Annotated in this window: 25 protein-coding genes; 7 read left to right on the top strand and 18 right to left on the bottom strand. The window is 61.6% G+C overall.

Features of this window, described 5'->3' with window-relative positions; all coding sequences use genetic code 11:
• Positions 1–19: 19 nt before the first annotated feature.
• The 4 genes from HQL44_16725 to HQL44_16710 all read right to left on the bottom strand — a co-directional run bounded on the left by HQL44_16725 (position 20) and on the right by HQL44_16710 (position 2,990).
• Entirely contained in the window at positions 20–1,180 is a 1,161-nt protein-coding gene (locus HQL44_16725) for a DUF2029 domain-containing protein (protein MBF0270229.1), read from the bottom strand.
• Positions 1,173–1,649, bottom strand: coding sequence for a prepilin peptidase (locus tag HQL44_16720; protein ID MBF0270228.1), 477 nt, complete (start codon positions 1,647–1,649; stop codon positions 1,173–1,175). The genes HQL44_16725 and HQL44_16720 overlap by 8 nt, the downstream gene beginning before the upstream one ends.
• 94 nt (positions 1,650–1,743) lie before the next feature.
• The gene (locus HQL44_16715; GenBank protein MBF0270227.1) at positions 1,744–1,941 is read right to left on the bottom strand and encodes a Flp family type IVb pilin; all 198 of its coding nucleotides are present in this window, start codon (positions 1,939–1,941) and stop codon (positions 1,744–1,746) included.
• Positions 1,942–2,300: 359 nt separating this feature from the next.
• The gene (locus HQL44_16710; protein ID MBF0270226.1) at positions 2,301–2,990 is read right to left on the bottom strand and encodes a Crp/Fnr family transcriptional regulator; all 690 of its coding nucleotides are present in this window, start codon (positions 2,988–2,990) and stop codon (positions 2,301–2,303) included.
• Positions 2,991–3,134: 144 nt separating this feature from the next.
• Between HQL44_16710 and HQL44_16705 the strand changes: the two genes are divergently transcribed.
• Positions 3,135–4,433 carry an adenylosuccinate lyase gene (locus HQL44_16705; GenBank protein ID MBF0270225.1) on the top strand — a complete coding sequence of 433 codons (1,299 nt, stop codon included), beginning with the start codon at positions 3,135–3,137 and terminating at the stop codon, positions 4,431–4,433.
• A 15-nt stretch (positions 4,434–4,448) separates the two neighbouring features.
• Here the strand turns inward: HQL44_16705 and HQL44_16700 are convergent, their stop codons facing one another.
• From HQL44_16700 to HQL44_16685, 4 genes are read right to left on the bottom strand one after another with little or no spacing between them, the layout of a single operon-like run.
• Complete coding sequence (locus tag HQL44_16700; protein MBF0270224.1) at positions 4,449–4,931, bottom strand: YchJ family protein; 483 nt, start codon at positions 4,929–4,931, stop codon at positions 4,449–4,451.
• Positions 4,928–5,689: a YkgJ family cysteine cluster protein gene (locus HQL44_16695; protein ID MBF0270223.1), complete on the bottom strand. Its 762-nt coding sequence runs from the start codon at positions 5,687–5,689 to the stop codon at positions 4,928–4,930. Before HQL44_16695 ends, HQL44_16700 begins: the two co-directional genes overlap by 4 nt.
• Before the next feature lie 3 nt (positions 5,690–5,692).
• The gene (locus HQL44_16690; GenBank protein MBF0270222.1) at positions 5,693–6,175 is read right to left on the bottom strand and encodes a YchJ family protein; all 483 of its coding nucleotides are present in this window, start codon (positions 6,173–6,175) and stop codon (positions 5,693–5,695) included.
• Positions 6,172–6,537, bottom strand: a complete 366-nt coding sequence (locus HQL44_16685; GenBank protein ID MBF0270221.1) for a DUF1476 domain-containing protein — start codon at positions 6,535–6,537, stop codon at positions 6,172–6,174. The genes HQL44_16690 and HQL44_16685 overlap by 4 nt, the downstream gene beginning before the upstream one ends.
• Before the next feature lie 65 nt (positions 6,538–6,602).
• On the opposite strand from HQL44_16685, the gene HQL44_16680 reads away from it, so the two are divergent.
• The gene (locus HQL44_16680) at positions 6,603–7,346 is read left to right on the top strand and encodes an NRDE family protein (protein ID MBF0270220.1); all 744 of its coding nucleotides are present in this window, start codon (positions 6,603–6,605) and stop codon (positions 7,344–7,346) included.
• Here the strand turns inward: HQL44_16680 and HQL44_16675 are convergent.
• The 3 genes from HQL44_16675 to HQL44_16665 all read right to left on the bottom strand — a co-directional run bounded on the left by HQL44_16675 (position 7,327) and on the right by HQL44_16665 (position 10,775).
• On the bottom strand, positions 7,327–8,568 hold the full coding sequence (locus HQL44_16675) for a diguanylate cyclase (protein ID MBF0270219.1): 1,242 nt from the start codon (positions 8,566–8,568) through the stop codon (positions 7,327–7,329). The two genes, HQL44_16680 and HQL44_16675, sit on opposite strands and share 20 nt — an antisense overlap.
• A 63-nt stretch (positions 8,569–8,631) precedes the next feature.
• Positions 8,632–9,588, bottom strand: a complete 957-nt coding sequence (locus HQL44_16670; GenBank protein ID MBF0270218.1) for a glycosyltransferase family 9 protein — start codon at positions 9,586–9,588, stop codon at positions 8,632–8,634.
• Complete coding sequence (locus HQL44_16665) at positions 9,585–10,775, bottom strand: glycosyltransferase family 4 protein (protein MBF0270217.1); 1,191 nt, start codon at positions 10,773–10,775, stop codon at positions 9,585–9,587. Before HQL44_16665 ends, HQL44_16670 begins: the two co-directional genes overlap by 4 nt.
• On the opposite strand from HQL44_16665, the gene HQL44_16660 reads away from it, so the two are divergent.
• Positions 10,774–11,547 (top strand): alpha/beta hydrolase, encoded by a 774-nt coding sequence (locus tag HQL44_16660; protein MBF0270216.1) that lies wholly within the window; start codon positions 10,774–10,776, stop codon positions 11,545–11,547. The two genes, HQL44_16665 and HQL44_16660, sit on opposite strands and share 2 nt — an antisense overlap.
• 128 nt (positions 11,548–11,675) lie before the next feature.
• On the opposite strand, the gene HQL44_16655 is transcribed toward HQL44_16660, so the two are convergent.
• The 4 genes from HQL44_16655 to HQL44_16640 form a co-directional block, all read right to left on the bottom strand.
• Entirely contained in the window at positions 11,676–12,005 is a 330-nt protein-coding gene (locus tag HQL44_16655; protein MBF0270215.1) for an XRE family transcriptional regulator, read from the bottom strand.
• 4 nt (positions 12,006–12,009) lie between these two features.
• Positions 12,010–12,354: a type II toxin-antitoxin system RelE/ParE family toxin gene (locus HQL44_16650; GenBank protein MBF0270214.1), complete on the bottom strand. Its 345-nt coding sequence runs from the start codon at positions 12,352–12,354 to the stop codon at positions 12,010–12,012.
• 42 nt (positions 12,355–12,396) lie between these two features.
• Positions 12,397–14,445: a hypothetical protein gene (locus HQL44_16645; GenBank protein ID MBF0270213.1), complete on the bottom strand. Its 2,049-nt coding sequence runs from the start codon at positions 14,443–14,445 to the stop codon at positions 12,397–12,399.
• 341 nt (positions 14,446–14,786) lie between these two features.
• Positions 14,787–17,054: a tetratricopeptide repeat protein gene (locus tag HQL44_16640; GenBank protein ID MBF0270212.1), complete on the bottom strand. Its 2,268-nt coding sequence runs from the start codon at positions 17,052–17,054 to the stop codon at positions 14,787–14,789.
• A gap of 80 nt (positions 17,055–17,134) precedes the next feature.
• Between HQL44_16640 and HQL44_16635 the strand changes: the two genes are divergently transcribed.
• Positions 17,135–19,693 carry a glycosyltransferase gene (locus HQL44_16635; protein ID MBF0270211.1) on the top strand — a complete coding sequence of 853 codons (2,559 nt, stop codon included), beginning with the start codon at positions 17,135–17,137 and terminating at the stop codon, positions 19,691–19,693.
• Here HQL44_16635 and HQL44_16630 read toward each other — a convergent pair.
• Positions 19,656–20,504 (bottom strand): M23 family metallopeptidase, encoded by an 849-nt coding sequence (locus HQL44_16630; GenBank protein ID MBF0270210.1) that lies wholly within the window; start codon positions 20,502–20,504, stop codon positions 19,656–19,658. The genes HQL44_16635 and HQL44_16630 overlap by 38 nt on opposite strands.
• A 68-nt stretch (positions 20,505–20,572) precedes the next feature.
• A complete protein-coding gene (locus HQL44_16625; GenBank protein MBF0270209.1) occupies positions 20,573–21,976 on the bottom strand; it encodes an exodeoxyribonuclease VII large subunit in 1,404 nt (467 codons plus the stop codon).
• A 52-nt stretch (positions 21,977–22,028) separates the two neighbouring features.
• Here HQL44_16625 and purD point away from each other — a divergent pair, with 52 nt between their 5' ends.
• From purD to HQL44_16610, 3 genes are read left to right on the top strand one after another with little or no spacing between them, the layout of a single operon-like run.
• The gene (purD, locus tag HQL44_16620; protein ID MBF0270208.1) at positions 22,029–23,312 is read left to right on the top strand and encodes a phosphoribosylamine--glycine ligase; all 1,284 of its coding nucleotides are present in this window, start codon (positions 22,029–22,031) and stop codon (positions 23,310–23,312) included.
• Entirely contained in the window at positions 23,309–23,857 is a 549-nt protein-coding gene (locus HQL44_16615) for a hypothetical protein (protein MBF0270207.1), read from the top strand. The genes purD and HQL44_16615 overlap by 4 nt, the downstream gene beginning before the upstream one ends.
• On the top strand, positions 23,854–24,129 hold the full coding sequence (locus HQL44_16610) for an FkbM family methyltransferase (GenBank protein ID MBF0270206.1): 276 nt from the start codon (positions 23,854–23,856) through the stop codon (positions 24,127–24,129). Before HQL44_16615 ends, HQL44_16610 begins: the two co-directional genes overlap by 4 nt.
• On the opposite strand, the gene HQL44_16605 is transcribed toward HQL44_16610, so the two are convergent.
• The gene (locus HQL44_16605; GenBank protein MBF0270205.1) at positions 24,130–24,807 is read right to left on the bottom strand and encodes a class I SAM-dependent methyltransferase; all 678 of its coding nucleotides are present in this window, start codon (positions 24,805–24,807) and stop codon (positions 24,130–24,132) included. It lies immediately after the preceding gene.
• Positions 24,808–24,812: the final 5 nt, after the last annotated feature.

The raw sequence follows: 24,812 nt of genomic DNA, 5'->3' as shown, positions 1-24,812 counted from the left end.
GGCTGGTCAAGGCGCGGGACTATACAGGATTTCGCCTTGATAGCAAGAACCAAAGCCCCAGCAGGGCGGCCAGCGGAGTCAGTGGCAGATACAGCCACAATCCCAGGGGTCTAGCCAGCAGGGGAAGCACCCATAGCAGGGCGAAATAACTGATTTCCCAGGGCCTGAAGCGGCCTTCGTCGGCTTTCAGCAGCAAGGGAACCGCCAGCAGCATCAGGTCGTAATCCAGCAGATAGGGGGCGGCCAGGATGGTGCCCAGCATCAAAGACAGCGCCTTGTCGGCCAAGGACAGACCTTGCCTGCGCCACAAAACGCCCACCGCCCAGGCCGCCAGCAGCGCCGACAGGCCTTGCGCGATCCAGGCCATCTGCACATCCGCCCCCAAGAGCCTAGCGGCGGCAAAGACATTCTGCATCTTGCCGAAACCGATGGCACCCGCCTCGAGAACGGCGTGACGCGTCAGGGCGACGCTGTCGATGAAGGACAGCCAGGACGGCGTGCCCAGAATAAGCCAGGAAGCGGCGGCAAGGCCAGCGACCGACAAGATCGCGCCACCCACCGCCCGCCAGCAGCCGCCAGCCGCCAGGGCGACGGGAATCAGCACGCCCAATTGCGGCTTGAAGGACAAGCCGCCCAGCAGCGCACCGGCCAGCCAGGGACGTCGATCCAAAAGACGAAGGCCGCCCAGCATCAGGGCGCATGATAGGAAGCCGTTATGGCCATGGGTGACGTTGACGAACAAACCCGGAAAGGCCCAGGCGGCCAGCCGGTTGAAGGACAGGCCCTTGGCCGCCCAGTAGAGAGCCGCGAAACTGGCCAATTGCCAAAGCGCCAAGGCCGCCAGATAGGGCAACAGGGCCAAGATCGCCGCCAGCAGCAAAAAGGGCGGCGGGTAATGCCAGCCATAATAGGCGGGAAGCGACGGAAATCGGGCCAGTTCCACCTCGGCATGGCGCGCGTAATTCCAGGCTGCTTCGGGCGCGCCCGCCAGCGCCAGCCGCCCGGCGGCCCAGACATTCAAGAAATCGCTGCCCAGCGGACGGCCCCGAAAATCCTGTCCATCGTTCGACGTCGCCGCCAGCAGAAACAAGGCGATGACGAAACCGGCCAGGGCGATCAGGCACCAGGCTTTGCGACGGCGCGGATTGAGCCAGACGCCCGAGCGCAATTCCTCAAACATGGAGCAGCACCCAGACCATGCCCAAAGCCATCGCCACCCCATAGGGCACGGCGGCGCGAGCCGCCAGATGGCGGCGCAGCATCTTGTTGCGCCGCCAAGTCTCGGGCCAGGGCAGTCGGCGCAATCCAAGAAGAAGCAAGGCCAGAACGCCGCCCGCCAGCACCATGGCCACGACAAAAGCCATCAAGGGCTGCCAGCCCAGCCACAGGCTAAGCGCTCCGAACAGCTTGGCGTCGCCCCCGCCCCAAAAGCGAAAGAAAAAGAACGCAATGCCCAGCGCGAACATGGCAGCCCCAGCGCCCAGATGGCGGATCATGGCGTCCATATCCAGCCCCGCCAGCCAAGCGGCTGGCAGAAAGGCCAAAGCCAGCCCCAGCGTTATGGCGTTTGGAATGCGAAAGCGCGCCAGATCGGTTCCGGCGGCGGCCATCGAGGCCAGCAGGGGAATCAGAAGCAGAGCGGACGGCATCGTCCCAAACCCCCGCAAAGAGAAAGCGCCCTGTGGTTTCCCACAGAGCGCTTCCCAGAAAAACTTCCCGTGGCGCGCAAGGCGCCTGTCCCGATTACTGCGGGCGGGCCTGCAAGTTGGTCTGCACGTCGGTGAACATGTTCTGCAGTTCGGTACCGATCGAGAAGACGATGGCGATGATGACCACAGCGATGCCGGCCGCGATCAGACCGTATTCGATGGCCGTGGCGCCCTTGTCTTCGCTGATGAAACGGCTGAAACGGTTCTTAAGGCCGAGATAGGTATTGAACATTTGTATGTCTCCTTCGTTGATCCTGTCTCACCGCCAACTGGGTCCTAGGGCCTTTGGGCCCGATGCGAAGCCGCCGTCCTAAGGCAGTTTCCGCATCAGTCCTTTGGGCTTTCGGGCGCTCATGAACCGTCTGCGGCGCTGTCAAGTCCTCCGCTACAAGCATACCGGAAACGGGTCGCGGCGCAACCGTATTTTTTCTTCTTGGACAATGATTTCATTGAATTTTTCGGAAAGGCTTGGATTCACGCGCTTTTTAGGGGATATCGCGGAAATGCTACAAATTCGCTGCAATTTCAATGCGTTTTCGACCGATAACGCCAAGCCCTTGGAATATCAGGATAGATGCGTATTTTGCGCAATTATCGCGCCCTGGCCATCAGGCGCAGCCGGTCATAGTCGCGAATCAGCATACCCAGATGGCGCCGCTCCAGAATGCCGTCACGCGCCAGCTCGCCCAGAACCTGCGCCACCGATTCTTGGGAAACCCCGGTCCAACTGGCCAGATCCTTGTGCTTGGGCATTTCGGCGATCATGTACTGGCCTGCTTTTTTGCTGTCGGGCTTGGCCAGATGCAAAAGTTCGGTATAGACGCGTTCTTGTTCGGACAGGGTCGAAAGCTCGGTCACCCTGGAATCCAGGCGGCGGATGATGTCGGCCAAGCGAAGCGTGACGCGCAAGGCCAGTTGGGGGAAACGCATCATGACGTCGCGGAAAGCCGGCCCGTCCAGCGACGCCAACAGGCTGGTCTCGCTGGTTACCACCTTGGCCGAGCGCGGCTTGCCGTCAAGCGCCGCCAGTTCTCCGAAATATTCTCCGGCCACAAAATTGGCCAACGTCACTTCGCGCTTTTCGCGCGCGTAGGGGGAATAGGAAAGAACGCGCACCGACCCTTCAATCAGAAAGTAGACCTCAAGCGTATCGCTTTCCTTGTCGAAGACGACGTTTCCCGACCCCAGCTGATGCCAGTGGCAACGGCTTTCGATCTCGGACAGTTCCGAATCGTCCAAGCCCTCGAAGAGGGTGACGATCTTCAATTTGGATTCGCTCAGTCCGGCCTCCTCGCTCTACCCCCGGCCAATTATGGTCAGGCCCAGCTAAACTGGACAACCATAAATTTTGTGAACGCCGCGCCTTTTCATCCTTGGTCCGAACGCCTATAAGGAGTGCCTTGAATCAACACAAGGCAGGTTGTCATGATTCCTCGCTACTCGCGCCCTGAAATGTCGGCCATTTGGTCGCCAGAGAACAAATTCCGCATCTGGTTCGAAATCGAGGCCCATGCCTGCGACGCCTTGGCGGAACTGGGAACCGTGCCCAAGGCGGCCGCCCAGGCGATTTGGGAAAAGGGCAAGTTCGACCCCGAGCGCATCGACGAGATCGAGCTTCAGACCAAGCATGACGTCATCGCCTTTCTGACCAACGTCGCCGAAAATGTCGGCGAGGAAGCCAGGTTCATGCATCAGGGCATGACCAGTTCCGACGTGTTGGACACCTGCCTGGCCGTGCAACTGGCCCAGGCCGCCGACATCCTGTTGGCCGATATCGAGCGCGTGCTGGCGGCGCTGGAAAAGCGCGCTTTCGAATACAAGGATTTGGTCTGCATGGGGCGCAGCCACGGCATCCATGCCGAGCCGGTCACCATCGGCCTGAAATTCGCCAGCTTCCACGCCGAATTCCAGCGCAACAGCGAGCGTCTGCAAGCCGCCAGAAAGGATATCGCCACCTGCGCCATTTCCGGCGCCGTGGGCACCTTCGCCAACATCGACCCTTATGTCGAGGAATATGTGGCCGCCAAGCTGGGCCTGGAACCCGAGCCGATCTCGACCCAGGTAATCCCCAGAGACCGCCACGCCCAGTACTTCGCCACGCTGGGCGTCATCGCCTCGTCGGTGGAACGGGTGGCCACGGAAATCCGCCATCTGCAGCGCACCGAAGTGCGCGAGGCCGAGGAATATTTCTCGCCCGGCCAAAAGGGCAGTTCCGCCATGCCGCATAAGCGCAACCCGGTGCTGACCGAGAATCTGACCGGTCTGGCGCGTCTGGTGCGCGGCATGGCGCTGCCCGCCATGGAGAATGTGGCGCTGTGGCACGAGCGCGACATTTCGCATTCCTCGGTCGAGCGCATGATCGGCCCCGACGCCACGGTGACGCTGGATTTCGCCCTGTCGCGTCTGGCGGGCGTCATCGAAAAGCTGGTCGTCTATCCCGACGCCGTCGAGCGCAATTTGAATCAGTTGGGCGGCTTGGTCTTTTCGCAGCGCGTATTGCTGGCGCTGACCCAGGCCGGCATGAGCCGCGAGAACGCCTATGTCGCCGTGCAGCGAAACGCCATGCGCGTTTGGGCGGGCGAAGGCGATTTCCTGACCTTCCTGAAGAGCGACGGCGAGGTTTCAGCCAGACTGCCGGGCAAGCAATTGGATGACCTGTTCGATCTTGGCTATCACACCAAACATGTCGACACCATCTTCAAGCGGGTGTTCGGGAGGGCTTAGGCCCTCCCTCATCCGCTACGCCCCGCAGCATTTTTTGTATTTCTTGCCCGAGCCGCAAGAGCAAGGATCGTTGCGCCCCACCTTCTCGACGTGGCGCGGCGCCGCCTTGGGATTCACCTCGCCGTCCACGTAAAGCCAGTTGCCGTTCTCGCGGCGAAAGAAAGCCCGCTCGTGATGGGCCAGCGGCTTGCCATTCGCCTTGAAGCGAGCGACATATTCCAACCGGCCTTCCTGGTCGGCTTCGCCGCCGCCTTCCTGGTCCCGCACTTCGAAACCAAGTCCCTCGACGCCCTTCATCGACGCTTCGATCGCATGGCGGTCAAAATCCGCCTTCGATTCCGGGGCCAGCGTGCGTTCCAGAAATTCCATATCGCCGCCGATGAAGGCCGAGACGCGCGCGCGCATCAAGGCCTCGGGCGTCGCCGCATGCGCGCCGTTCAAGATACGGCCGCAGCAGGCATCGAATTCAAGGCCGGAATGGCAAAGACAAAGCGTCATATCGTCCCTTTCGCGCTGATCAGCATGCGATCCATTTCTTCCAGCCCATCGACATAGTTCTTTCGGTATTCATTGAACTCAGGCGTCTCGGGCAGCCGGGCCAGAATATCTTTCAGAACCAAGGCTTGTCTTGCCGCAAAATAGGCAAGATCGATATCGGCCACTTTGCGCAGCAAGGGCAATATCTTCAGCACGATTTGTCCGCCCGCAGGCCGCTTGGCCTGCTTGTCCAATTGCGCTTTCAAGGATGGAGCGCTTTTGAGCAGGAACGCGGCGTAACTTTGGATTGTCGTTGCTTGATCTTGCAAGACTTGGCGTTCGCGGTTGAAGTCGGTCGCATCCAGGATATTGCCGTCCCGGTAGACAACCGGCGCGTCAGGCTGCGTGTTGCACAGCCAGCCGGAACGCGGAATCAGCAAATCGGCCTGATCGCTCATTTCCCGGTCGGCCGAAAAGGGCATGGTGCGGCAACGCACCGGCTTTTCCTCGTGAATCGTGCAGCGCATGTCTTCGCCCAGGGCAGGGCATTGAAACGAGGGCGGCAGGTAAGCGATCGGCGTTATGCGCAGCGCCGTTTTCTTATCCAGGCGAATCCCCAGTTTTTCAGTGAGGTCAAAGGCCTTGGCGCCCTGGCGCACCGTGCCCCACAAGACGGCCAGAGGGAAACGGTGGGCATGTGAAAGCGCGTCGGAGATCGAAAGCGGCAGCCAGCCGTAGCAGCATTTGCCGCAGACCGTGCAGGCGAAGCGCCGCTCCATGAATTACGCCCCGCAGCACTTCTTGTACTTCTTGCCCGACCCGCAAGAGCAAGGATCGTTGCGCCCCACCTTCTCGACGTGGCGCGGCTGTCCCTTGGGATTCACTTCGCCGTCCACGTAAAGCCAGATGCCGTTCTCGCGGCGAAAAAAGGCCCGCTCGTGATGGGCCATCGGCTCGCCATGCACCTTCAGGCGGGCCACGAATTCGACCATGCCTTCGCTGTCGCCTTCCTGGCCGCCTTCCAGCTTGCGCACCTCAAGTCCCTGCGGCTTGGCGTTCTCGATGGTTTCCTTCAATTCCTCGCGGTCGTAATCGTCCTTAGATTCCGGGGCCAGCGTGCGATCCAGGAAATCCATATTGCCGCTGGTAAAGGCGCAGAATCGGGCGCGCATCAAGGCTTCGGCGGTTTTGGCGGGCTGGCCCGCCAGGACGGGACCGCAGCAGGAATCGGTTTCGCGTCCGGACATGCAGGCGCAAAGGGTCATACGTTGTCTCCCAGAATCTCGGTCATGATCTGCTCCTCGGCTATCAAGGACAGCCTAAGGATTTCCGTTTTCAATTTGTGGGCTTCCATCGGCTTGCCGTGACTTTCAAGATCGGCCGCCACCTTGGCCAGCAATTTGTCGCCGGGCGCATCCGAAAAACCCAGGTCGATCATCGCCTTGACATAGTCGTCGGCTTGTTCGCCCGAAAGCCCCAGAAGGCCCGCCATCCATTGGCCCGCGAGCTTGTTGGCGCGGATGCGCGCCTTGAAGCGAATTTCCTCGTCTTGCTGATATTTGGCCTCGAAGGCGCGGTTGCGCTCCTCAAGCACCTTCTTGCCGGATTTCTTTTTGTCTTCTGGCATATGTCACCCGATCCTGTCCGGCAACGCTTATACCCCAACTCGGCCAAATGGGGTATAGTCTCGCCATGTGTACAGTGATAATCCTGCGCCAGCCCGGCGCCTCGTGGCCGTTGATTCTGGCCGCCAACCGCGACGAAATGGCAGGCCGCCCCTGGAAACCGCCCGCAAGGCATTGGCCGGATCGGCCAGACATTCGGGCGGGGATTGACGAATTGGCGGGCGGCAGTTGGCTGGGCATCAATGATTACGGCGTGGTGGCTGGAATCTTGAACCGCGTGGGCACGCTGGGACCGGAACCCGGCAAGCGCTCGCGCGGAGAATTGGTCCTGGAAGCCCTGGATCACGCCGAAGCCAAGGAAGCCGCCAAGGCGATGGCCGATCTCAACCCCCAGGCCTATCGCCCCTTCAATCTGCTGATCGCCGATTTCCAGGACGCCTTCTGGCTGAGAAACGATGGCGCAAGCGTCGATGTCTTCCCGGTGCCCGCAGGCGTTCACATGCTGACGGCGCAGGATCTGGACGATTTCCAAAGCCCGCGTATCCGGGCCTTTCTGCCCAGGTTCCAAAGCGCTGCGCCGCCGCAACCCGACAAGGGCGATTGGTCCGGCTGGAAAGCGCTGCTGACGCAGTCCGACCCCGGAAACGGGGCCGAGGAGGCATCGGTGCTGATCCGCAAACCGAACGGTTTCGGAACCGTTTGCAGTTCGCTGATCGCCTTGCCGGGAATCGACGCCGAACGACGCCCGGTCTTTCTGTTTGCGCCAGGGCCGCCGGACGAAACAGAGTTTTCTATGCTGGAGCCTGACTGAACGCCAAGACCACGTCGCCCGGGAAAATCGCCCGGTCGCGCCCCGATTTCTTGGCCTGATACATGCGAGCGTCGGCCTTTTCGACCAGATGCGCCCAATCGGGCATCTGGTCCTCGATCCGCTCGGCCAATCCGATCGAGGCGGTAAGAGGAGTTCCATCGGGACGCAGGCCGAAACCCGCCTCGCGCAAGCGCTCGATGACCACGCGAGCGCCCGGCGCGTCGGTATTGTTCAAGATGGCGATGAACTCTTCGCCGCCCCAGCGCACCAGCACATCGCCCTTGCGAAGACCGGCCTTCAGCTTGTCCGACAGGGTACGCAGGGCCTTGTCGCCTTCTTCGTGGCCGTAGGTGTCGTTGATCGACTTGAACTTGTCCAGATCGAAGAAAGCGACGCTGAGCGGCGTGTTTTGAAGACTCGACAGGCGGAACAGAAGTTCGATGGTCTCGTTGCCCGAGCGGCGCGTATAGGCCTGGGTCAGGGGATCGATCATCGCCTTGTTGACCAGGGCCGACATGTAATGCAACTGGCTCATGCCCGAAAACATGGCGACGCCCATCACCAGAACCATCAGCCAAAGCGCCGGCCCATGCACCTGCAAGGACAGAACCTGTCCTTCCATAAACAGGCCGATGACGGCGAAGATGAAGGCGGGGGCCGCGAAAATCACCACTTCGAAGGCGGTCAGGGGGAACATGGCCAGCCCGGCCAGCACAATATTGGGCATCAGCGAATAGAGCTTGGCGACCAGCTGGCCGAACTCGGTCAGTTGCAAGGGTTCGACGATGCGGATGGAAATCAGATAGAAAACCGGCGGCACCAGCAGCATGGCCATCAGCATGGCGTCGGCCTGAAAGCGCGTTTTCTCGGTTTCCCAGGGCCAGGCGAGCAAGAAGAAGATGGCGCCGGACGCGACGCGCAAGGCCGTCATCATCGCCCATTGCGGCCAGGGAAAGACGAACCAGTCGATGAGCGACAACATCGGCACCAGAATGCCGAAGATGGCCGACATCAATTGCACGCGCGAGATGGTCACCGAAGCCGCGTGGCGGCGGATGTGCTGCGAATGGTAGAAGGGAATGACCAGATCGACGAACTGGTCCCAGGTAATCTTGATCGGCGCGAAGATATGCTGGGCGAACGAACGCTTCGCATTTCCGTTATTGCCGCCATCGACCTCGGACTCGCCGCTCATGCCTTCTCTCTCCCAAAACCAAGCCATGACCCTAAAGAATTTGGGTTTTGATGACAACGACCCTTGCGTGTCGCCTGAAAAATAACCAATTCAGTCGGATTTTGTCGTTCCGAAGCAGTCGCCGCAGACTTTTTGCAGCCCCCGCTGCACCTCGGAGATATCCAGATAGGCCAAATCCTGGGCCTTCAGAATCGTCACCTTGGGACCGCGCGGCGCGCAAAGCGCCGGATCCGATTCGCTGGAAAACAAGACGGCGGACGGCGCGCCCGCGGCAACGATCAGATGCATCGGCCCGGTATCGTTGCCAAGCGCAATGGAGGCCTGTCGCCCCAGGACGGCGATGTCGGCAAAGCTGGTCTGGTCCGAAAGATCCACCGCCTGAGGACAGATGGTGCGCACCACATCCAACGCCTCTTGATCCTGCCTTGTGCCCAGCAGGACCGGCGTTATGCCCTGGGCGAGCCACCGCCTAGCCATCTCGCCAAAGCGCGCGCCGGGCCAGCGCTTGGCGGGCCGGTGCGGGGCACCTCCGGGTGCCAGAAGGCCAAAACGTTGGGGCAGTTTAAACCGTTCGATGTCGGCCTTGACCCAAGACAAATCAGGGCTGGGCGTTTCATTGATGCCCGCCATGGCCAGCTGCTCGGCCTGGCGGTCCAGCGTATGCATGAAATCGCGCTTGGGATTGGCGTGCGGATGCGAACAGCCCCAGGCGATCCCCGACCATTCCGGCGGCCAGGGACGCATCAGGTGGAAATAGCGCGAACTGCGCCTGGAGGTTTGCAGGTCGTAGACCCGGGTGAATTTCCCCTGACGCAAGCGCTTGGCCAAACTGAAGACACCCAGCGGATTTTTCAGGCGCGGACGGTCATCGATCCAGACCTCGTCGGCGTAGGGGCTTGCCTTCAGAAAATCGGCGTAAAGCGTGGTCGTCAGCAAGACGATGTGATCGTCCTTGTGATGGCGGCGGATGGCGGCCATCGGTCCCAACGCCTGGACGATGTCGCCCAGCGCCGAGAGTTTGATGACCAGAATCCGCGCCATGCTTATTTCGCCTCCTGGAGGCCCAGAATCTCGCGATAAACGTCCAACGTCGCCTCGCACATGCGCTTTTTCGAGAAGTTGGACCGGGCATGATTGATCGCCTGATCGGCCCGATGGCGGCGAAGATCGATGTCGATTTCCAACACGTCGCTGATCGATTGGGCCAGCGCCGAAGGATCGCCGGGCGGCACCAGCCAGCCGGTTTCGTTCGCGATCACGGTTTCCCTGGCCCCGCCATGGTCGGAGGCCACCACGGGCCGCCCCATGGCCTGGGCTTCCACGATCACGCGTCCGAAGGCCTCGGGATCGGTGGATGCCGAAACCACCACATCGGCCAGCATATAGGCGGCGGGCAGGTCGCGGCAGTCGTCGATGATGTGCACCACGTCGTCCAGCCCCAAACGGCGCGATTGCGCCAGCAACTCGTCGCGGTAATCCGTCCGCCCCTGATCCGAACCGACAAGCAGGCAGCGCATATTCTCCCATCCCAATTCGTCTCGCATGCGCGCCATCGCCTCGATCAGCACCGGCTGGCCCTTCCAGCGCGTCAGACGCCCAGGCAGCATGACGACGGGAACCCCGTCGGGCAGCCGCCAAGCGGTCGATAATTGGATGATGCGCTCGGGCGAGACATGGGTGGGATCGAAGATGTCCAGGTCGATGCCCCGGTGGACGACGCGCACGCGCTCCCAGCCCACGCCGTAATACTGGTGGATGTGGCTGGCGATGAATTGCGAAATGGCGATCACCCGCTCGCCCCTGGCCATGACGGCGTTGTAGTGCCGCTTCATCGCCATCGGCCCCATATTGTAGGTGCCGTGAAAGGTGGTGACGAAATGGCATCCCGCCTTTTTGGCGGCGACTTCGGCCGACCAAGCGGGCGCTCGGGATCTTGCATGAATGATGTCGGCCTTGATCTCGCGGGCAAGGGCCGCCAACTGTTCGGCATTCTTGCGCATCACCAGCGGGTTCTTGGATTGCACCGGCATCACCACATGCGAAGCGCCCGCGCGCTCCAGCTCGCGCACCATCGGCCCGCCCGACGACACGACGCAACTGCCCCAGCCGGCCTCGGCCAGGGCGATGCCGATGTCGGTGGCGCCGCGCTCGACGCCCCCTGTAACCAGGGCTGGCAGCACCTGCAGAACGACCGGTTGGCGGATGGGGGGGGAATTGCTAGACTGCTTGACCATGAACGAACCCGATGACAGACCTTTGATATTAACACGCCAGGATGGGGGCACAATCGCCTACCGCCGCCTTTCAGGCAAGGGGCCTGGCGTCGTTTTCATGACCGGCTTCATGTCGGACATGACGGGAAGCAAGGCCTTGGCCCTGGAAGAGCTGTGCAAGGCCAGGGGCCAAGCCTATCTGCGTTTCGATTACCGGGGCCACGGCGCCTCGTCCCAGGCCTTCAAGGACGGCTGCATCGGCGATTGGGCCGACGACGCGCTTCAGGTCCTGGACCGGCTGACCGAAGGGCCGCAGGTGCTGGTGGGGTCCAGCATGGGCGGCTGGATCATGCTGCTGACCGCCCTGGCCAGGCCGCAACGGATCGCAGGCCTTGTGGGCATCGCCCCAGCCCCCGACTTTACCGAGAACCTGATCTGGAGCGAACTGACCGCCCTTCAGCGCAAGGAGCTATGGGAAGCGGGGCAGATCGAGATCGCCAGCGATGATGGCGACCAGCCCTATGTCATCACTCGCCGCCTGATCGAGGATGGCAAGAACCATTTGCTGCTGGACAAGGCCCCGCTGCCGATCCGCGTTCCCTTGCGCATCATCCAGGGCATGGAAGATCAGGACGTGCCCTGGGACACCGCCTTGATGATCCAAGACGCGGTGGAAAGCCTGGACGTGGACGTCACGCTGGTGAAAAAAGGCGGCCATCGCCTGAGCGAGCCTGCGGACCTTGCCCGCCTGACCCAAATCCTGGCGACGCTGCTGGATCAGTTGGAAGCCTGACCCCCTGGAACGTGCGGTAAATTCGAGGTAGACTGGCGGCATGAGAAACCTGGACAACATCTTGGGCGAACTGCGCCATCTAAGACCCGACCTGGAGAAGCGCCAAGAGTTATTTGTTATGCACCGGCCTAAGCGGCCTGGACGGCAATATGACCGCCGCGAATATCGACACGCTTGCCGATGCGAATTTCCACATTGCGGCCCAAGGCGGTCAGCCAATGGGCCAGCTTGTCGATGGTCACACTTTCCATGCGCCCGCGCAGAACCTTGGAAAGCGTGGGCTGATCTGTTCCGCAAAGGTTGGCGGCTTCGGCCTGAGTCAGCTTGCGCCCCTTGATGGTGGCGGCGATGGCGGAAATCAGTTCCGACTTGGCCAAAGCCTCTTCGGCCTCGGCATCCGAAAAGCCGAGGTCCTTGAAAATATTGGCACTGCCCTTGCGGGCTTTGATGGTGGTCATATCGTCACTCCTTTGCCCGGTCAATTTCCTGAGCGCGTTTGAGGCGTTGCTCAATCAAAGCGATGTCTTCCCTCGGCATGGCGATCCCTGATTTCGATTTCTTCTTGAAGGCGTGCAGCACATAAACGGCGTTGGCAAGCTTAACGGCATAGACAGTGCGAAAGGCGTCGCCAGCATATGGCTCGCGCAATTCAAAAACGCCGGAACCGAACTGCCTGAGCGGGTTCGCCACGCTGGGGGTGACGCCCTTCTGAACCTCACGCAACGCAAAGCCGAAGGCCCGCTTCACCTCGGCGGGAAAGTCCGACAAATCTTCAAGGCTGCTTCCCAGCCACAACAGATCGCGCATGGCTTATTATGGTAAATTTACCATATGGCGTCAAGCCGGAATTTACTTGTTATGCACCAGCAGGAAGGGGGTGGACGAGCCTTTCTCGCGGACAAAATAGGTTTGGTTGCCGGTTAGGCGGAAATTGAACAGGGGTGTTTCCGAGGCGGCGTCCTGACTGTCGATGCTCGATAACGGAATCGGACCGTCTTTCGAAATCAACACATCGCCGATTTTCAATTGGCCGATATTGAAAGGATCGAAGGCCAGACTAGCCCCTCTCCCTCGGGGAGAGGGGTTGGGGTGAGGGCAACTGGCGCTGTCGGTTTGCAAACCCTCACCCGGCTCGCGATGCTCGCCACCCTCTCCCCGAGGGAGAGGGTTTTGATGTTCCCGCGCAGTCGCTGCCGGATCAATGCTTTTCCAGCCATCCTCGGTCATGAAAGGGTGAGAGTCGGTGACGAAGAAACCACCGCCATTGAAGGCAAACAGACTGCGCTTGCCAAGCATGGGGCGTTTCAGTTCAACAACATCGTTCGCCTCGCCATTCTGACCCAACAGCCTGTCGCCAGGCTTCACGTCTTCAATCGGACTCACGGAACCATCGGACATTAGAACTTCGGTACCGGAAATGAAGCAACCGCCGCCTGCGCCACCTTTGTTGTGGACAAGAAAAAATCCGCTAAAACCCGCCGCCACCACCTCCACCTCCACCGCCGCCTTTGTTGTGGACAAGGCAGTACCCCCCCCCGCAAATCGAACAAAGAAAGTCTGATTGTTTGAGACAGAAAAATTATAAAGCTGCGTTTCAGGCGAAGCTGTTGCGCGCTCCAAGCGCACAATCTTTTCCTCACCGCTATCCGTCACCAACATATCGCCTACAACAAGTGCGCCAACAACCAATCCTGGATTTAATTTTTCCGATGTAGTGGGGTCGATAGACTTCCAACCGCCTGTTGTCATGAACGGATGATCTCCGGTTACAAAGGCAACGGGACCGTTGACGCTATAAAGGTGCTTATTGCCAAGTTTAGGTCGATGCAAGGCTAGAACCTGATTGATCTGCCCGTTTGCCCCCCTTACCCATTCGCCTTCAACCACGTCTTCTATCTCTTTGACTTTGCCATCGGCCATCAGCACCTCGGTTCCGGCGACAAAACATGCACCCCCGCCGCTGCTGCTTGAACTGGAGGAACTCGCACCAGCCGACGATCCACCACTTCCCCCGGTGCTGGTCGATCCGCCACCACCAGCCCCCACGCCAGCCGATGCGCCGACGGCGGCGGCAACAGCACTAACACCGCCCGAGGTCGCGCCCTGGCTGGCGGTGCTGACCGCTTTCGCCATGTTGCTGCCCATGCCCACCGCAACGCCGCCGCCGACCGCATGGTTGCCTGCTTGTGCAAGATGGAGTGCGCCAGCCGATGCCACGCGCAAACCTTGGGCGGGAATGAAAACCATTGCGCCGATATCCGGGGCCTGGCCCAGGAACAGCACAGGGCGGATCAATTCACGGCCTGTGTAAAAGCGCACCGCTTCGGCCAGTTTTTCGGGATCACCCGTTATCAGTTCGCCATTATAGCCGGTATGAATGCGGGCCAGAAGTTCAAGGGCCGTCGCTTTCTGCGCCTCGTTGGCTTTCGACAGCGCCCAAGCGCCCAAGGATTCCCGGCCCAATTCGCGGTCGGCCAGGCTTAGCAAAAAATGATGGGTGAATTCGCCCGGCGTATAGGCGTCATGCAACGAGTTGAAAGCGCTTAACGTCTCGTTGCGTTTCTCGATATCGACAATGGCGAAGCGCTTCACATCCAGCTTGAACAAAGTGGGTGCGCGCGTCCCCAGGGAAATATTTCTGGTGGGTGCTATATAGGGGTTCAGGGCCTGCGGGCCATTGACGATTTCCGGATTCACATCGATGAAGCTTTTGGCGGACACGACGCGCCCCGTGGCGCGCTCGACATAAACGCAGAACAGGTTTTCAGGCGTTTCGATGTTGATGTCGGGGGTGGCGGCTTCCTCGGCCAGGGCTTTGCCCGCCAAGGGCAGCGCCAGGGCAAAGGTGCCGCTTCCGATTAGGAACCGGCGGCGGCTCCACCCTTCTTTTTCTGTCACCCCCGGACTTGATCCGGGGGTCCATGGATTGCCGGGTCGAGCCCGGCAATGACGAAGGGGAGGAAACATATTCCTGAAATCCCTCACCCGGCTTGTTTCACTCGCCACCCTCTCCCCAGGGGAGAGGGTAAAAAGCCCCTCGCCCGCTGGCGGGAGAGGGGTTGGGGTGAGGGTGCTTGATGCCGCAACATCCCTCACCCGGCTCGATTCACTCGCCACCCTCTCCCCAGGGGAGAGGGTTTCCTTATCGTCGTCGTCCATCGCCAACCCCTGAAATAGCCTTCCCCAGGGCGAAAGACTTACACAACCGGGGGGGGTAGCAAGCGTCTTGATACACGCGATCAGGCGGCGGCGCACCAATCCACCCATAAGCGTCGATAGGCCGCTTCGACATTTTCCGCGCAAGCCTTGGCGTTTAGAAGCGGCGAGGCTTGAAGGCGTGCACGCAAGGTCTGGCGAAGCTCCTGAAGGCGCGCGTGATCGAGCGCCAGCGACACCGCTTTCAGGACATATTCTTCGGGCGACGCCGCCACCAGATCGTCCAGCCCCACACGATGCAGCAACGATGCCGAGACGCGGCTGACATGGGTGGGGCCTGCCAACGTCACCACCGGCGTGCCCATCCACAAGGATTCGCAAGTGGTGGCCGTGCCGCTGTAGGGATGCGTATCCAGCGAGATATCCACCAGATTGTAGGCCGCCAGATGGCCGCCGCGCCCCGGAATGCGCCCCACCGTCTTGATGCGCTGGGGATCGATCCCGTTGGAAGCGAAACGGTCGAGAATTTCCGCCCGCGCCCTGGGATCGTCCATCGACCGGTTCTTCAACATCAAAACGGCTTCGGGCAATTCCTTCAACAGATCGGCCCACAATCTGGTGACATAGGGGCTAACCTTGGCGTGGTTGTTGAAGCAGCCGAAGACCGCCTGGCCCAGGCCCCTTGGCTTGATCGGCTCGATATTTGGCGCTTCCTCGGGCGGGCGGAAGCATAAAAAGCCACCGGCTAGGCGAATCAGTTTTTCCGTGTGCCAGGCATCGCTTTGTCCCGGCGGGTCGGCGATGGCGTCGGTAAAGCGAAAATCGATGGCGGACAATCCCGTGGTGTTGGGATAGCCGATCCAACTGCCCTGAATGGGGGCGGGTTTCCTGGCCATCAGCGGCAATCGGTTGTCGGCAGAATGACCGGCCAGATCGACCAGAATGTCGATGCCGTCCGAACGGATCAGGGCATCGGCTTCCACATCGGTCAGCCCCCTGATTTCCCGCCAATGATCCGCCATTTTGCGCAGCCGATCCGAAACCGCGTCTCCATGCAGGTGATTGGCGTACAAAAACAGCTCGACCGCATTCCGGTCATGGCCCGCCAACACAGGTTCGAAGAAATAGCTGACCGAATGGGTGCGAAAGTCGGGCGACACGTAACCCACGCGCAAACGCTTGGCCGGATCGCGCGCGTTGGCATGTGGCGCGGGGGGGATTTTTGACTGATGAATGTCGTTGAACCGCTTATGTTCGGCAAACAGGTCTTCGGGCGGCATGTCCGTGCTGTAGCACAGCGTCATCAAAAGATTGCTGCGCACCAAGGCGCTGGATGGATCGATTTCGAGCGAGCGGCGAAACGCCAAGATGGCGTCCTCGACCGCGCCCTGGCCGTTCAGCGCATGGCCCAGCGCCCCGTGATAGATGGCGTTGCCGGGATCGATGGCGATGGCGCGATGAAGAGCCGTCACCGCAGCCTCGTGTTGGCCCAGCAAGTTCAGGATATAGCCCAGGTTCAGATAAGCGTCGGCATAGTCGGGCTTGAGCGAAATGGCCAGCTTGGCATGTTCAAGCGCCTCGACGGCCCCTTCCTCGAGACGCAGGGCCAAAGCCAGATTATTGTGGATCAGCGCATTGCCCGGCGCCAAAGCCACCGCCTTCCTGAGCGCCGCCAAGCACTCCTTCAGACGCCCCCTTAGCTTCAAGGGGCCTGACAGATTGTTCCAGGCCTGCGGATTCTTGGGGTCTTGCGCCACGGCGGCCTCGAACTGGGCAATCGCCGCGTCGATTTGCCCCTGACCGGCCAAAAGCCCCGCATAGGCCGTGTGAATTTCCGCTGCGGGATTGAGCGCGATGGCCTCGAGATACAGGCGTTCAGCCGCCTGCCGGTCGCCCTGCCCGGCCCGAAGACGAGCCAAGGCGGCGGGGATCGCCGCCAGATCGGGCGCCAACGCCCTGGCCGCCTGATAGTGACGGCTGGCAAGTTCGGCGTCTCCCTCGCCTTCCAACAGTTCGGCCAGCTGGAAATGGGCGTCGGCATCCTGGGGCAGCAAGCGAACGGCGGCTTCCAGATGTTTCCTGGCGTCAAACGACCGGTCCATGGCGCGCAGCGAACGGCCAAGCGCCAGTTGGGCCTGCCCGTCATCGGGGTTGGCCGCCAGGGCGCGCTCAAGCATGGGGGCCGCGATGTTGGGTTTCAGCGTCGCCAGGGCCAAACGCCCCATCAGGGACAGCAGGCCCGGATCGTCGGCATGCCCGCCTTGCAGGCTGGCCGCCAGGTCATAAGCCTCTTCGACCTTGCCTTGGGCGAACAATCGGTTGGCGTCTTCGAGAATGGCGGCGATATCCATGACCGCACTCTGCCCATCTTATGGCGGTTCAGCAAGAGCGGGCGCTTGATCCGGGTCCATCCCCTCCTTACTATCGCGCCATGACATCCAAAGCCCAGCCCCTGGCCCTACTTTGCTACCAGTCCCAGCCGGGCTTTTATCCGCGCCGGATGTTCGCGCCCCATGAAGTTTTCGTCGGCCCCGACTGCCAGACCGGGCGCGACAAGTCCGGCATCGACTGCCTGAACGTCGCCCCCGGTCAATACGACCTGGCCGAAGCGGCCAGAAAACTGGGCGTTACCCCCGATATCGTGGTCGTGAAACCCGACGCCACCGGGCGCAACATAGCCCGCAACCTTGGGGCCGTGCCGGGCGTCAAAGTGCTGATCCTGGGCGACACGCATCACCTGGAACGTCCCATCGCCTGGATGCTGGATTACGCGGCCAGCGAACCATTCGACCTCATCATCTGCCATCATGCCCGCCAGCATGTGCATTTCTTCGCCCATGCCGGACTGAACGCGCCCTGCTATTGGATACCCCTGCTGTCGGTCAATCCGCATCCCCAGCCCGAAGCGCAGGCGCTGGCCTATCCCGTCTCATTCATAGGCTCGATGGGCCGCTGGCATCCCTACCGCACCCAGGTTCTCGACGCCTTGAAGGAAGCCGGTCTGCCGCTGCATCTGGCCACCACCAGCCAGGAAGAGGCATCGGCGCATTACGCCCGCTCGGCCATCAGCCTGAATGTCAGCCTGAACGGCGACATCAACCACCGGGTCGGCGAAGTGCTGGCCGCAGGCGGATTTCTGCTGACTGACCGATTGGCGCCGCAGGCGGGGCTGGACGGATTGTTCGAAGACGGCAAGCATCTCGTCCATTACGACGGGCTGGACGATCTGGTCGACAGAGCGTGTTACTATTTGGCGCATCCTGAGGCGGCAAAGGCCATCCGACTGGCCGGCTGCTCCAAATTCATGGCCGACCACCATCCCGACCTCAAGCGCCGCCAATTCCTGGACTTGGCGCTGGAAGGCAGGGCGGCCGAGGGGTGGGATTTGTCGGATGATCCGCGCCATCGCTTCGCCCTTCCCAACGGCCCGATAGAGCTGTTGAAGCGCGTCGAGGCCTATGAGGCGGTGCAGGACCTGCACCGGCGCTCGAAAAAGCTGCAACTGATCCTGGCCCCTGGGCTTGACCCGGCCTATGCCACCGACGCCATCGACCTGCCGCGCCTGGATATCCGCGTGGCAGAGGACAGCGCCTTGTTCGCCCAGACGCAGAGCGAAGGCCGTATCGCCATTACGCCGCCCGAGCATCTGTTCGATGAACTTGGCCCCCAGGCCATTCTGCTGGCATCGGCGCAAAATCTGGAAAGCCTGCCCCTGGAGCGGACGCCCGCCAGCCTTTGCGTCGCCGAAGCCATGTTCGACCCCTTGCCCGAAAGCGCCGCCGCCCGCCTGAGGCAGGCAGGATACATTCAGGAAGGGCGCAGCCTATGGACGCGCCGCGACAAGCATGCCTCACCCGAAATCGCCACCGAACGGTCGCCCAAGATCGCCGCCCGTCCAGGATCGCCCAAGAAACCCCGCATCGCCATCGACGCCGTTTTCTTCCAAGATTACCTGACCGGCATCGCCAGGGTGTGGGAGGAATTGCTGCGGGTCTGGGTCAAGGATGGTTTCGCCGACCACCTGTTGATCCTGGATCGCGAGGGATTGGGGCCGGAAGTGCAAGGCCTGATGCGCCGCAATCTGCCCGGCCACGATTACGAGCGTCTGGCCGAAGACCGCGCCTTGCTGCAAAAGGTCTGCGACGAGGAAGAAATCGACCTTTTCGTCTCCACCTTCTGCACCACCCCCTTGTCCACCCCCAGCATTTTCATGGGCTACGACATGATTCCCGAGGTGGTGGGCGTCAACGCCACCGACGAGCCGATGTGGCAAGAAAAGCACGACGCCATCGGCTATGCGAGGTGCAAGGGCTATGTCTGCATTTCAGAGAACACGGCCAGCGACCTTAAGCGCCTGTTTCCCGCCATCGACGCCAAGACCGTGCATGTCGCGCATTGCGGCGTGAATCCCATCTTCAAGCCCGCCAGCGAGGACGAGATCGCCGACTTCAAAAATCGGATCGGCGTTGACAGACCCTATTACATGCTGGTCGGCCAGCGCAAAAGCTACAAGAACGGCATTCTGTTCTTCAAGGGCTTCGCTGGCATGAACAACAAAGGCCAGTTCGCCATCGTCAATTCGGGCGCCAAGCCGGTCGAACAGGAATTCATCGATCTGGTCCCCGACACGCCCATCATTTATGGCCGCATGAGCGACGAGGAAATGCGCCTGGCCTATGCGGGCGCCGTGGCGCTGGTCTTTCCGTCCTTCTATGAAGGTTTCGGCATGCCGGTGATCGAGGCCATGGCTTCGGGCTGTCCGGTCATCACCACGCCCATGGGGTCGCTGGCCGAAGTGGCGGGACCGGCGGCCATGTATGTCGGCCCCACCGATGTGCCAGGCATGACGCGCGCCCTGTTGGAAGTGCAGTTGCAAGAAACGCGCAAAGCCCTGGTGGCGGCCGGGCTGCAGCGCGCCCAGCTGTTTCGCTGGACCGACATGGCCGCCAAGATCAAGGCCGTGCTGCTGGCGGCGGCTGGGGAAGGTTAAGAGCGCTCATCGGGTCCAATTTCACCTGACCAACGGTAAGCCCCCAATGCAGATGCGGGCCGGTAGCGCGCCCGCTGGCGCCAACGCTGCCGATCCGCTCTCCCTTGGCGACGCGCTGGCCCAGCTTGACCGCAATCGCAGACAGATGCGCATAGACCGTGTTCACGCCCAGACCGTGATCGATCATCACGGTCTGGCCGGTATAGAACAGATCGCCCTCGGCCAGCACCACCAGACCATCGGCGGCGGCTTGCACGGGCGCCCCCACAGGGGCCGCGAAATCGACGCCTGAATGCGCGGAACGCGGCTGCCCGTTCAAGATGCGCTGGCTGCCGAAGACGCCGCTGATCCGACCATCGGCGGGCTGAAGAAATCCGCTGGCGAACAGGGCCTGTGGACTTGAATGCGATCTGGCTTCGACGATCCATTCATTCTCGCGCTTGATGCGCTCTTGCGTTTTCGGATCGGGCGTCACCTGACGCTCGGGCAAGCCCTCGATGCGCTGAATGTCCCAGCTTCTGGGCGCTACGCTCAACTGCCTTGTCTGCACGGGCTGTCCGGGTTCCTCGATCAGCAAATGCGACTGCGGCCCGGCTTCGCGGGCAAAGCCCAGCGCGAAGCGCCCATCCGGCCCCACCATCACCGGCACGCCGTCCAAGGTCAGGCGCGAGCCGGGCATTGCCTGACCCAGCACCAAAGCCCCCTGCTCGATCCGACCGTTCAGCGCCACGTCGGCCAGCGCCGGACAGGCAACAAGAAAAAAGAAGCAAATTGATATAGCAACCGTCATGCGCGGGCTTGACCCGCGCATCCACGACTTTTTCCGCATCGCCGCGTGGATGGCCGGGACAAGCCCGGCCATGACGGAGTAAAGCCGCATCACAACAGCGATCCCTGTCTTTGATCGCCGGGTCCCTTGCGTGGTTTCTGGGGAGCGGGCGCCGCCCCATCCACCGTCACCTCGACCGCGCCGTCATGGAACTCAACTTGCAAGGCGCTTTCCTTCTTCGCCCGCTCGACCGAGCCGATCACGCCGCCGTCCGGGCCATGCACCAGCGCATAGCCGCGCGCCAGCACCGAACGGTGCGACAGCGATTCCAGTAATCGGCCCGCACGGTCCAAGCCGCTTTCCCAGCCCTGCACATGCCCCTTCCAACCATTGGCCAGCGCGGTGGCGGATTTTTCCAACTGATGCGCCTTCAAGGCGATCAATTCCCTGGGCGAGCGCAAGGTCGCCCCCAACTTGGCCAGATTGGCCCGCTGACGCTCAAGATAGGCGGGATAGGCGTTGGCCAATCTCTCGGCCCGCTCGTCCAGCTTCTGCTGGGCTTCTTCCACCAGATGCGACGGCTTGGGCAGGCCGCGCTCCAACCCTTCCAGGCGCATGCGCCGCTCATCAAGCAGACGCCCCATCGCTTGCGCCATGCGGGCCGATTTCTGTTTCAGGTCGGCCACCAGATCCATGCGCACCGGCACCGCCATTTCTGCCGCCGCCGTTGGCGTGGGCGCGCGCCGGTCGGACGCGAAATCGATCAGCGTGGTGTCGGTTTCGTGCCCCACCGCCGAGATCAACGGAATCTGCGATTCGGCTGCCGCCCGAACCACGATTTCCTCGTTGAAGGCCCACAAATCCTCGATGCTGCCGCCGCCGCGGGCGACGATCAACAGGTCGGGGCGCGGCACGGCGCCGTTTGGCGACAAGGCGTTGAAACCCTGGATCGCCCGCGCCACCTGCTGGGCCGCCCCCTCGCCCTGCACGGCCACCGGCCAAACCAGCACATGGCGGGGAAAACGGTCGGCAAGGCGATGCAGAATGTCGCGGATGACCGCCCCGGTGGGCGAAGTGATCACGCCGATCACGCCGGGCAGATAGGGAATGGGGCGCTTGCGCTCGGACGCGAACAGACCTTCGGCGGCCAGCTTTTTCTTGCGCTCCTCCAACAGCTTCAGCAGCGCCCCTTCGCCCGACAGCTCCATCTGCTCGACGACCATCTGATATTTCGAGCGCCCGGCATAGGTGGTCAGCCGGCCCAGGCACACCACTTCCAGCCCGTCTTCGGGCTTTGCCGCCAGCTTGGCGGCACTACCCTTCCAGCACACGGCGTCCAGCACCGCCTCGCTGTCCTTGAGCGCGAAGTACAGATGGCCGGAACTGTGGCGCTTGAAGCCCGAAATTTCGCCCCGCACCCGAACCAGCGAAAACGAGTCCTCGACCGTACGCTTCAAAAGCGTCGAGATTTCGGAAACCGACAATTCGGGCAGATTGGTGCGCTGGTCGTTCATGACTGGCTATGATACAAGAACCGCCCTAAGCGATGCCATGGGGGAGTTGACCATGAAGGTTCTTTTAGTCGGTTCCGGCGGGCGCGAACATGCGCTGGCCTGGAAATTGAGGCAATCCCCCCGCCTGGACAAGCTGTACTGCGCGCCCGGCAATGCCGGAATCGCCCAAATCGCCGACTGCGTGCCCATCGGGGCGGAAGATGTCGCCAAGCTGGTCGATTTCGCCAAAAGCCACGCCGTCGATTTCGTGGTGGTGGGGCCGGAAGCGCCGCTTACCCTGGGGCTGGCCGACCGGCTGCGCGAAGCGGGATTCCCGGTTTTCGGCCCCAGCCAGGCAGCGGCCCAACTGGAAGGGTCGAAGGCCTTCATGAAGGATCTGGCGGCCAAGGCGGGCATTCCCACCGCCTGGTACGGGCGCTTCACCGACATCGAAGCCGCCAAGGCCTTCGTGCGCGAGAAGGGCGCTCCCATCGTGGTCAAAGCCAGCGGTCTGGCGGCAGGCAAGGGCGTCATCTTGTGTCCCACACTGCAAGAAGCCCTGGACGCCGTCGATCTGATGATGGCCAAACGCGAATTCGGATCGGCGGGCGACGAAATCGTCATCGAGGAATTCCTCACCGGCGAGGAAGCCAGCTACTTCGCCTTGTGCGACGGCCAGCGCGCCGTGGCTTTCTCGGCCGCCCAGGACCATAAGGCGGTGGGCGACGGCGACACCGGCCCCAATACCGGCGGCATGGGCGCCTATTCGCCCGCCCCGGTGGCGACGCCCGAGGTCGAGGCGAAAATCATGGAGCGCATCGTCAAGCCCGCCGTGAAAGGCATGGCGGACATGGGCGCTCCCTTCACCGGCGTTTTGTTCGCTGGCCTGATGATTAAGGACGGCGAACCCAAGCTGATCGAATTCAACGTGCGCTTCGGCGATCCGGAATGTCAGGTGCTGATGAGCCGTCTGGATGGCGATCTGTTGGAAATTTTGCATGCCGCGGCCTTGGGGCGCCTGGATCAGGCGCGCTTCGGCTGGAAAGATGAAACGGCGCTGGTGGTGGTGATGGCGGCCGAGGGTTATCCGGGGGCCTACAAGAAAGGCACCGTCATCGACGGATTGGGCGAGGCGGGCAAGGTGGAAGGCGTCACCGTCTTCCATGCCGGAACCAAGGAGCAAGACGGCCAGATACTAGCCAATGGCGGGCGCGTGCTGGGGGTGACGGCTATTGGAACTTCTGTCAAGCAAGCGCAGGCAAGGGCGTATCAGGCGGTCGAGCGCATCCGCTGGACGGAAGGATTCTGTCGGCGCGACATCGGCTGGCGGGCTATTGCCCGCGAGAACGTCCAGTGAGCGGCTTTTCGCTCGGTCAGGCTTTGGAGCGCGCCAAACGCGAGGGCGAGCGCGGCGACTTCGATGCCGCCTTCAAGACCCTGAAGGCAGTCCTGGCCGCCGTTCCAGGCCAGCCGCAAGCCCTTCAGATGATGGGGCTGATCGCCCTTGAGGACGGTCGCAACACTATGGAGGAGGCCCTGTTGCGGCTCTCCGAAATCGGGTTGAAGCCCAAGGCCATTCTGGATATCGGCGCTTATGAAGGTTGGTGGAGCCGCCTTGCCAGAAGAATCTTTCCCACGGCTCACATCCAGATGGTCGAGGCGCAAAGCGAGAAGGAAGCGGCGCTGAACGCCGTCGCCGCCGAGATTGGAAACGCCAATGTTCGCATCGCCGTTCTGGGGGAGGAGGCTGGCCGCGAGGTCGAATTCCTAATCCCGCAAACACCCTTCGGCACAACCGGCTCCTCTCTCTTCGCCGAACGTTCCGGCTTCGCCAGCAAGTCTCGCAAGGTCAAGATCGAACGTCTGGACCTTATCGCAAACAACGCCCCCCATTCGATTTGATCAAGCTGGACGTGCAAGGGGCGGAAATCGACGTTTTGAAGGGCGGCCCGCAAATTTTGGCATCCGCCAGCGCCGTCATCGCCGAAGTGTCGATTCTTCGCTACAACGAAGGCGCGCCGCTGTTCCCCGACGTCGTTCGCTTCATGGATGAGCAAGGCTTCCAGTTCATCGACATGACAGATATGAGAAGGGGAAGAATGCGCCTTCTCTATCAGGCGGACGCCATCTTTCTGAAGCGAGGCATCGCGCAGTTTCCCGACAAGGTCTGGTGATCAGCGCGGTTTAAGAATCCCGTACATATTGGCGCTGAACAGATCGGGCGGCGAGGTCAGCGCCCATTTCAGAAATCCGTTCACCATCGCTTCGCTCACTCTGCGGCGCGGCGAGCCGCCCAAGGGCGCGTAGAAACGCTCCAGCGCGTAACCGGACGCTTCGGCCATCTGGCGCAGACTAAGCGGCGTATAGGCGGTTTTGTGCGTCAGATCGCCATACTGGTATTGAATGCCCCAGGGCGAGGCGGCATTGGGCACTTTCAGCACCAGTTTGCCATCGGGCTCCAGATGATCGCGGATGGCTTCCAGCAACGCCCAACCATCTTGCGGCGTGAAATGTTCCAGCACGTCGAACAGCATCACGCGGTCAAACCGCCCCAGCGCATCGCCTTCCAGCGCCTTTAGAATGTCGCCCTGGCGAAAGAAGGACTTGGCGGCGGTTGGCATCACCTGCGCCAGATCAAGATCGTGATCGATCCCCAGCACGGACGTCGCCCCCTTGGCCGCCAAATAGGCCAGGAACTGGCCGGTGCCGCATCCCAATTCCAAGAACCGGTGATGAGGCTGGCAGGCGGCGGGTTCCCACACTTCCCTGTCCAGGCGCTTTCGCACCTTGTCGGAAACAGTGGGCGTGGAATATTGCTTGAAACGCCCGTAGCTTTGGTAAAAGTCGTTCAAGCCTT

Source organism: Alphaproteobacteria bacterium, assembly GCA_015231795.1.
GTDB lineage: Bacteria > Pseudomonadota > Alphaproteobacteria > Rhodospirillales > WMHbin7 > WMHbin7.
Note: the sequence above shows the minus strand (reverse complement) of the source record. Positions and strands in the feature narration are given on the sequence as shown.